The 7,986-nt window shown below is 63.2% G+C and carries 8 protein-coding genes; 3 read left to right on the top strand and 5 right to left on the bottom strand.

The window, feature by feature from the left end:
• Nucleotides 1-194 precede the first annotated feature (194 nt).
• A complete protein-coding gene (locus U5A57_RS35000; RefSeq protein ID WP_321916236.1) occupies nucleotides 195-1,115 on the top strand; it encodes a LysR family transcriptional regulator in 921 nt (306 codons plus the stop codon).
• Between the two features lie 25 nt (nucleotides 1,116-1,140).
• Here U5A57_RS35000 and U5A57_RS34995 read toward each other — a convergent pair whose 3' ends face one another.
• The 3 genes from U5A57_RS34995 to ssuD all read right to left on the bottom strand — a co-directional run bounded on the left by U5A57_RS34995 (nucleotide 1,141) and on the right by ssuD (nucleotide 4,008).
• The gene (locus U5A57_RS34995) at nucleotides 1,141-2,466 is read right to left on the bottom strand and encodes a type II toxin-antitoxin system HipA family toxin (protein WP_321916235.1); all 1,326 of its coding nucleotides are present in this window, start codon (nucleotides 2,464-2,466) and stop codon (nucleotides 1,141-1,143) included.
• A 2-nt stretch (nucleotides 2,467-2,468) separates the two neighbouring features.
• Entirely contained in the window at nucleotides 2,469-2,714 is a 246-nt protein-coding gene (locus tag U5A57_RS34990) for a helix-turn-helix transcriptional regulator (protein WP_321916234.1), read from the bottom strand.
• A gap of 175 nt (nucleotides 2,715-2,889) precedes the next feature.
• Nucleotides 2,890-4,008 (bottom strand): FMNH2-dependent alkanesulfonate monooxygenase, encoded by a 1,119-nt coding sequence (gene ssuD / locus U5A57_RS34985; protein WP_321916233.1) that lies wholly within the window; start codon nucleotides 4,006-4,008, stop codon nucleotides 2,890-2,892.
• 235 nt (nucleotides 4,009-4,243) lie between these two features.
• Between ssuD and U5A57_RS34980 the strand changes: the two genes are divergently transcribed.
• Both U5A57_RS34980 and U5A57_RS34975 read left to right on the top strand, forming a co-directional pair.
• Complete coding sequence (locus tag U5A57_RS34980) at nucleotides 4,244-4,621, top strand: DUF427 domain-containing protein (RefSeq protein ID WP_321916232.1); 378 nt, start codon at nucleotides 4,244-4,246, stop codon at nucleotides 4,619-4,621.
• A gap of 233 nt (nucleotides 4,622-4,854) precedes the next feature.
• Nucleotides 4,855-6,357 carry a GGDEF domain-containing protein gene (locus tag U5A57_RS34975; RefSeq protein ID WP_321916231.1) on the top strand — a complete coding sequence of 501 codons (1,503 nt, stop codon included), beginning with the start codon at nucleotides 4,855-4,857 and terminating at the stop codon, nucleotides 6,355-6,357.
• A 248-nt stretch (nucleotides 6,358-6,605) separates the two neighbouring features.
• Here U5A57_RS34975 and U5A57_RS34970 read toward each other — a convergent pair whose 3' ends face one another.
• The gene (locus U5A57_RS34970; RefSeq protein ID WP_028207645.1) at nucleotides 6,606-6,884 is read right to left on the bottom strand and encodes an HU family DNA-binding protein; all 279 of its coding nucleotides are present in this window, start codon (nucleotides 6,882-6,884) and stop codon (nucleotides 6,606-6,608) included.
• A 532-nt stretch (nucleotides 6,885-7,416) separates the two neighbouring features.
• A complete protein-coding gene (locus tag U5A57_RS34965; protein WP_321916230.1) occupies nucleotides 7,417-7,974 on the bottom strand; it encodes an XRE family transcriptional regulator in 558 nt (185 codons plus the stop codon).
• Between the last annotated feature and the right edge of the window lie 12 nt (nucleotides 7,975-7,986).

Raw genomic sequence — 7,986 nt, 5'->3', positions numbered from 1 at the left:
GTCGGATGCTGCGTAAGTGAAGAAGGTATGGTCGTTTTATACACGCCGCGTCCGAGCAAGATCCAATACTATTTGCGTCCAATTCCATACCTTTATAATATGGAACACCCGTAATCCCCGAAAAATCGGCCGATATTGCGGTGCATCATATTTTCAGAGTATTGAAAATTGGATGCTTCTTCCGGGAACAGACCATGGATCTTCGCCAGCTTCGTTACTTCGTTGCCGTTGTCCGCGAGCGCAATTTCACGCGTGCGGCGGAACAGCTTTGCATCGCTCAACCGCCCCTGAGCAGGCAGATTCAACTGCTCGAACAGGAGATCGGCGTGCCTCTGCTGATTCGCAATACGAGGCCCGTACGCACGACCGATGCGGGGCGTCTCGTCTACGAGCAGGCCATGCAGATCCTTGGGCGCGTCGAACAACTGCAAGCGACCGCCAAGCACGTGGGGCTGCATCACCGCACCGTGCTGTCGATCGGCTTTGTCGCCTCCGTTCTCTACTCAGGGCTGCCGCCATTGATGCGCAAGCTGCGCCAGAATGCGCCGGAACTCGACATCCAGATGGTCGAACTCATGTCGGTGCAGCAGGTCGAGGCCTTGAAGGAAGGCCGCATCGACATCGGCTTCGGACGCGTGCGCCACAGCGACCCCAACGTGGCCGGCATCATCCTGCGTGAAGAGCCGCTGGCCGTGGTGGTGCCGACCGGCAGCGAGATGGCACAGGAGTCGACGCCGATTCCCATCGAACAACTGGCCGGGCAAAAGCTGATTGTTTATCCCAAGGAGCCTCGCCCCAGTTTCGCCGACCAGGTCCTCAGCATCTTGCACGGCGACGGCGTGCAACCAGGCGAAGTGCTGGAGGTGCGGGAGATCCAGACGGCGCTCGGCCTCGTCGCGGCCGAGTTCGGCATATGCGTGATCCCGGCTTCGGCGCGGCAATTGCGCCAGGACGTGCACTACCGGCTGATAGACAGCGACCACGCGACTTCGCCGATCATCCTGAATCATCGTGTGAACGACAATTCGGTCTACGTCGATCTCGTGAAGCAACTGGTCAAGGAAATGTATGCCGAGCCACAAACGTGGCTGCCGGCGAAGAAAAAGAACGCGTGAACTGGGTGCGCCGTTATTTGCGCCGTTATTGCGCCGCGAGCCGCTCCGCGGAAAAACGCAGGCCGTCGAACAGACGCGCGGCTACCCGCTCGGGAAAGCCTTCAGGCAACGCGGCCGCGACTTCTTCTATTGCACCGGGCGTACGCGCCAGCACGCGCTCGATCAACGGCCCGGCGTCCGGCCCGTAGTGGCACAGGCGCGCGGTAGCGTCGAAATGCGTGCGCTTCACGTCGCGCATGCGATAGTGGCGCGCCCGGCCCCACACCGCCATGGCGAGCGACGCCTTGTGCCACGACCATTGATTGCCGCCGTCGCCCTCCACGGGCCAGATCGACATGACGTCATAGAGCGGCGCGAGCTGAAAGCGCCCTGCAGGCAGCAGGCGGATGCTGAAATTCTTCGCGTGTCCGTCTGGTGCCGCGAGCATCCAGAAGACGATTTGCGCAGTGAGAAACGTTTCGAGGTCCTCCCGCGCCTGCTGCGACTGGCGCAACAGACCCGCAATCTCGCGCACGCCGGGACCGCCATGCGCTTCGTACTTGCGATGCGGCGGCACGCCGAGCGCCTGGCAGAAGTCCTCCTGCGGCAGGCGCAGCAAGCCGCCCGTGCGCGAACGCGTACGATCGAAGCGCTCAACGCACAGCACCTTCTGCGCACCGAACCTGAGGATCTGCGCCTGCGAAGCGGGCAAACCGTAGGCCCTCAGCAGTGCCAGGCAAAGCCATTCGTTTTCGACCGAGGTATTGAAATCCACCTTGCGATGGCCGATCAGCCCCAGCGGCAGCTTGAAAATGTGCGTAGTGGGCGTGGCGCCACGCGGCAGCAGCCACTTGCCGCGGTGGCGCAAGAGCGCGGTCTTCTCCTGCGCGCCCGCCAGCGAAATGCGCAGATCGTCGGCCTCCAGCGCGCCACCGGGCAGCGCACCGGCCGTTTCGAGCAGCAGGCGTTCGATGACGGCATCGCTTAACGCCGTGCCTTCAATGCGGTCGACGCGGCCCGGCATTTCGTCCTCGCCCAGCAGTTGCACCGCGCCCACGCAATCGCGCCCGATGGCCTTGAGCAGGTCGAAGGCGTCGAGCGTATCCGTGCGAAAACGCGCGGCGATGCGGCGACGGATAGGCTCGCTGTCGGGCAGGAGATTGTCGAAGTAGTACTGCACGCGCTCGCCGCGCAATGGCACATCGCCAATGCCGAATGGCAGCGAGAGCGAAAGCGGACGGCCCAGGGCCGAGCGCTTCCAGGCGTCGTCATAGCGCAGTTCGGTGTCGCCGGAGGGCGTCATGACCCACGTGCCCACACGCTCGCCGTTGGCCCAGACCGATAGCGCGCGCGAATGCGATTTGCGGCCCATCGTCACCACTCCGGCGTGCCGGCCGCCGCGTCGCGCGACTGCACGCAGAGTTCCAGCCCGTAGAGCGCGAAAAGCGCGAGCATCTGCTCGAGCGAGAGGCTGGCGGCGCCCGTGGTTTCGAGCGCGGAGAGGCGCGGCTGGCCGATGCCGAGATTCGCCGCGGCCTGCGCCTGGGTCATGCCGCGCGCCTTGCGCGCCGATTGCAGAATTTCGCCAAGCCCGCCGGGTGTCTGGACGATGATGTTCATGACATATTCCTGTGAGGCATAAACCGATTGTATGCCTGTGGGGAATATTTCGCCAATATCACTCACACGAATAAAACCGAATTATCGCTCACACGAATAATTGGCCGGTGAGCCTCCGGTATGCGAACCGGTCGCCGCGCACGGCGGCCCTCACGCACGCGGCTTCCCGCGCCCGCTAGCGCGCGCGCACGTCGAACGCGCCGCCGGTCAAGGCCTGATCGCGTAACGTCACCGGTTTCTTGCCCGGCAGCAGCGGGAACACCAGTTCGGCAAAGCGGATCGACTCCTCGAGGTGCGGATAGCCGGAGAGCACGAAGCTGTCCGCGCCGGCGTCCACGTATTCCTTCAGGCGCGCCGCCACGGTTTGCGGGTCGCCCACCAGCGCCGTACCCGCGCCGCCGCGCACGAGGCCCACGCCGGCCCACAGGTTCGGGCTGATCTCGAGCTTGTCGCGGCTGCCGCCGTGCAGCTCGGCCATGCGGCGCTGCCCCACCGAATCCATGCGCGCGTAGTTTTCCTGGGCGCGGCGGATATCGTCGTCGTCGAGCTTGCTGATGAGGCGCTCAGCGGCGGCCCAAGCCTCGTCGTTGGTCTCGCGCACGATCACGTGCAGGCGCACGCCCAGCTTGAGCGTGCGCCCGTGGCGCGCCGCCCGCGCGCGGATATCGGCGAACTTCTGCGCCACGGCCTCGGGCGGTTCGCCCCACGTGAGATAAGCATCCACATGCTTTGCCGCCAGTTCGTGCGCCGCCGGCGACGAGCCGCCGAAATACAGCGGCGGATGCGGCGTCTGGACCGGCGCGTGAAAGTTCTGCGCGCCCTGCACGCGCACATGCTTGCCCTCGAAGTTCACCGTCTCGCCGCGCAGCAGGTCGCGCCAGATCGTGAGGAATTCGTCGGCGGCTTCGTAGCGCTCGTCATGCCCGAGGAACACGCCGTCTGCCCCGAGTTCGGTGGCGTCGCCGCCCGGCACGACGTTGAGCAGCAAACGGCCGTTCAGCGCCTGGTCGAGCGTGGCCGCCTGGCGCGCCGAAGCGGTGGGACCGCCAAGCGACGTGCGCAGCGCGACGAGCAGCTTGATGCGCTGCGTGACGGGCGCAAGGCTCGCCGCTGTCACCCACGGGTCGAGGCAACTGCTGCCGGTGGGAATAAGGAGACCGTCGTAGCCGAGTTCTTCGGCGGTAACGGCAATCTGGCGCATATAGGCGTTGGTCGGCGCACGGCCGAAATCGGATTTGCCGAGGTAGCGGGTGTCGCCGGAAGTCGGCAAGAACCAGAAAATATCGAGGCTCATCAGTGATCCTGCTGCGGGTAAATAAAGGCGCGGCTGGTGACTTGAAGCGCTCAGGCTTACGGCGCAATCGCGTGACTACCGCCGCCCGTGCGTCGAATTCAGTCGCGCCCTCATTGAAACAGCCTGCAGCGCTTTCCCCTACCAGTTAATCTGCAATTGCATATCATGTATTCGGCTAAACGCCGGCCTCTTCAACCCTTCCCCCCGTTCCACACCTTGCGCGAGGAACCCAGTCATGGACACACGGACCGTCAAGATTCCCGGCCCCGATCATCCGATCACGGTCGAACCGGCGCGCACGCGCGTGGTGGTGAAAGCAGGCGGGCGCGTAGTGGCCGACACGCGCCGCGCGCTCACGCTGCGCGAGGCGAGCTATCCGGCGGTGTTTTACATACCGCGAGAGGACGCCGACATGTCGCTGCTCTCGCGCACGGAACATAAAAGCTGGTGCCCATACAAGGGCGAGGCTTCGTACTACTCGATCACGCCAGGCGGCGCGCGAGCCGTGAACGCGATATGGACCTATGAAACACCGCATGAAGCGGTGTCGGCGATCAAGGATCACCTTGCGTTCTACCCGGATCGCGTCGATTCGATCGAAACGTCCGATTAAGCGCGCCGGCCTTGAGATGCGAAACACATTGGCGCGCGCAGCGATCCCCTCAAGTTTTCGCCCGCGCCGGCCGTTATGCATGTTGGCTTACTGGACAACGAATCGGACACAACCGACGCCGCAGCAACGTAACATCTGCAGCGCTGATGCCCACCCGGGCCCCAAGGTGTGCCAGGATTCGGTTATTCGTGCGGCGCAGCCCGCCGCGCCCTGCTCCCTTACATCCAACCGACATGCAACAAGGCACCCCGGCCACCGCAGCCAGTTTTGCCAACATGGGCGTCGATCTGCTCGACTTCTTCGACGTGACGCCCACCTCCTTGTGGCTCGAAGACTATAGCCAGTTGCGTGCGCTCTTCGATCGCTGGCGCGCGCAAGGCGTGACCAACCTGCGCAGTTTCCTCGAAGACGATCCGCGCCGCGTGGCCGAATGCTCGGCCTGCATCCGTGTGCTCAAGGTCAACCGCCATACGCTCGATCTTTACGGCGCGCGCGACTATGAAGAACTCGCCGCGCACCTGGCGCAGGTGCTGCGCGACGACATGTTCCAGGCGCACGTGGGCGAACTCGAGCAGATGTGGGAAGGCCACAGCACGTTCGAGAGCAAGAGCGTGAACTACACGCTACGCGGCCGGCGCATGGACATCCTGTTGCGCGGCGTGATCCTGCCGGGCCACGAAGCCGACTGGAGCCGCGTGCTCGTGGCCATCGAAGACGTCTCGGCGCTCGAAGAAGCCCGTCATCGCGCGGCCGCGAGCGAGCAATACGCGCTCGGCATTTTCGAGCACGCGCCGGTTTCGCTGTGGGTCGAAAACTTCTCCGCCATTCGCGAACTGCTCAATGAAGTTCGCGAACAGGGCATCATCGACTTCCGCACCTTCACCGACGTCCACCCCGAATTCGTCGAGCGCTGCATGAGCGAGATCGAGGTGCTCGATGTGAATCACTACACGCTGGGCATGTTTCGGGCGCCGGACAAAGCCACGCTGCTCGCGCGCCTGCCCGAGGTGTTCCGCGACGAAATGCGCCCGCATTTCCGCGAGCAATTGCTCGATCTATGGGAAGGCCGGCTGTTCCAGCAGCGCGAGGTGGTGAACTACGCGCTCGACGGCAGCGAAGTCAACGTGCACCTGCAGTTTTCGGTGTTTCCGGGCCACGAGGCGCAATGGGACCTCGTGCTGCTCGCGCTCACCGACATCACGGCGCGCAAGAAAGCCGAGGCCTACCTCGAATTCCTCGGCAAGCACGACGTGCTCACGAAGCTCAAGAACCGCTCGTTCTATGTGGACGAACTCAATCGTTTGCATCGCAAGGGGCCGTTCCCGGTAAGCGCGATCGTCGTCGACATGGACAACCTGAAGACGGTGAACGACCAGCTTGGCCACGCGGCCGGCGACGCGTTGCTGCGCCGAGCGGGCGAAGTGCTCGCGAAAGCGATTCAGAAGCCGTATCAGGCCGCGCGCATTGGCGGCGACGAATTTGCCGTGCTGATGCCCGGCGCCGACGCGCGCGATGCGGAAACCGTGGTGGACAGCATCACTAAACTCGTGGAGTTGAACAACCAGTTTTACGGCGGACCGAAACTGAGCTTTTCAATGGGTTTTGCGAGTTGCGAGGAAGGCGAAAGCGTGGAAGCGATGCTGCGTGAAGCCGATACGGCGATGTACGAGGCCAAGCGCCGCCGCAACGAAATGAGCCGCACGTCGATGGAAGCCGACGCAGCGCGCGATGCGTGAGCTTCGACACACGAGGCGTGAGAAACGCTTCGGACACCGTAGGAGAATCGGGGAAGAAAAAGCGGCCGGCATGTGAGCATGCCGGCTTGCCGAAGGCCTTGCGCCCTCGTCTCACACACTCGGGCGAGCGGCGTGACGCCACGTGCCCAAGCGCGTGCCACCGCCCTGGCGTGATACTGCGCCGCGCACCAGCCAATGAGCCAGCGGAGCCAGCAGCGCGCGTATCCGCCATGACGGCGGACCTGGCATCACGACGCGTTGACAGCGTCCTTGAATGCCTTGCCGGCGGTGAACTTCACCGTCTTGGCAGCGGCAATCTGGATCTCCGCGCCCGTGGCCGGGTTGCGGCCCACGCGGGCGGCACGCTGGCCAGTCGAGAACGAGCCGAAGCCGACGAGTTGCACGGAGTCACCCGAGGTGACCGCACGCGTGACGACGTCGAGAATCGCGTCGATGGCGGCGCCCGTGGCTGCCTTGGTCTCGCCCGTGCTAGCGGCGACTGCGTCAATGAGTTCCTGTTTGTTCATCTGCTACCTGTGTTGAGTTGAGAAAACCTGCATACCCTACCTCACGCGGGCAAAACAGGCAAATCGCGTTGCATATGGAAACGCCTCGATCGCCCGCCCGGCACGTGTTTTGCGGTTGCCGCGCATGAGGGCGAAAGCCGAATCAATAGCACAACGCGGAGTCACTGTGTAGACAAAATTACGTTAAAAATTGGCAAAAATGCACAAAAACGACATTACGGCGGTTTTAAGCGGGTTTATACAGGAACGATTCGTGCAGATGGTCGTTGGCGGATAACGAAAATCAGCGATATTTCCGATTTTGACCAGGTCAGAAAAAAATGCCTCGCCGGAGCAGCCGCCGGTCATACTTCCCCTGCGGGAACGCCGCCAGCAAGGTTCCGGGCACCCGGCCGAATCGCATCCTGTCTTTCAATTGCGCAACGTCAGGCAGCATAAACGCCTTTCGCCCAGCGTGTCGTCAACGCGTAACTTTACGGCATAATCAATCGATATATTGCTCAGTCATGCTGATTATCTATCGAGTCGCCGCTCAGGTGAAAACCCATAGCACGCGCGCGGGCGCATCGGCGAGATTGGCATAACGGAAACGGCAGCGCGCCGGCAGCTGAAAGCTGTCGTTGGCCCGCAGCGTCACGGGGTCTTCGTTGTCCTCCAGCCAGATCGTCAGCTCGCCTTCGAGCACGAAGCCGCCCTGCTCGTCGCTGTCGTCCACGGGGCGCTCGCCGCTTGTCGCGCCGGGGTCGAGCCGGCTCTCCAGCATCGAGAAACCCGACGACATGCTGGGCGAAACAAGCACGTCCGTAATGCCGCCGCCATAGTAGAGCGTGCGCCGCTCGCCTGGCCTCGTGACCCACGGCAGCTCGCGCGGCATGCTCACGCTGTAGAAGTACGTAGTAGGCGTTTGCAGCGCCTCGCCGATAGCGGTGAGATCCGCCACCGTGGGCCGCGAGAGACCGCGTTCGACCTGCGAAAGAAAGCCCACCGAACGGCCGATTTTTCGTGCGAGATCGGTGAGCGTCACCTTCTTGTGTTTGCGCAGATCGCGAATGAGGATCGCGAGGCCTTCTATTTCGTCCTGCCGGTCCATGCGTTTCTCTCT

It is taken from the genome of Paraburkholderia sp. J11-2 (genome assembly GCF_905220185.1).
Lineage (GTDB): Bacteria > Pseudomonadota > Gammaproteobacteria > Burkholderiales > Burkholderiaceae > Paraburkholderia.
Note: the sequence above shows the minus strand (reverse complement) of the source record. Positions and strands in the feature narration are given on the sequence as shown.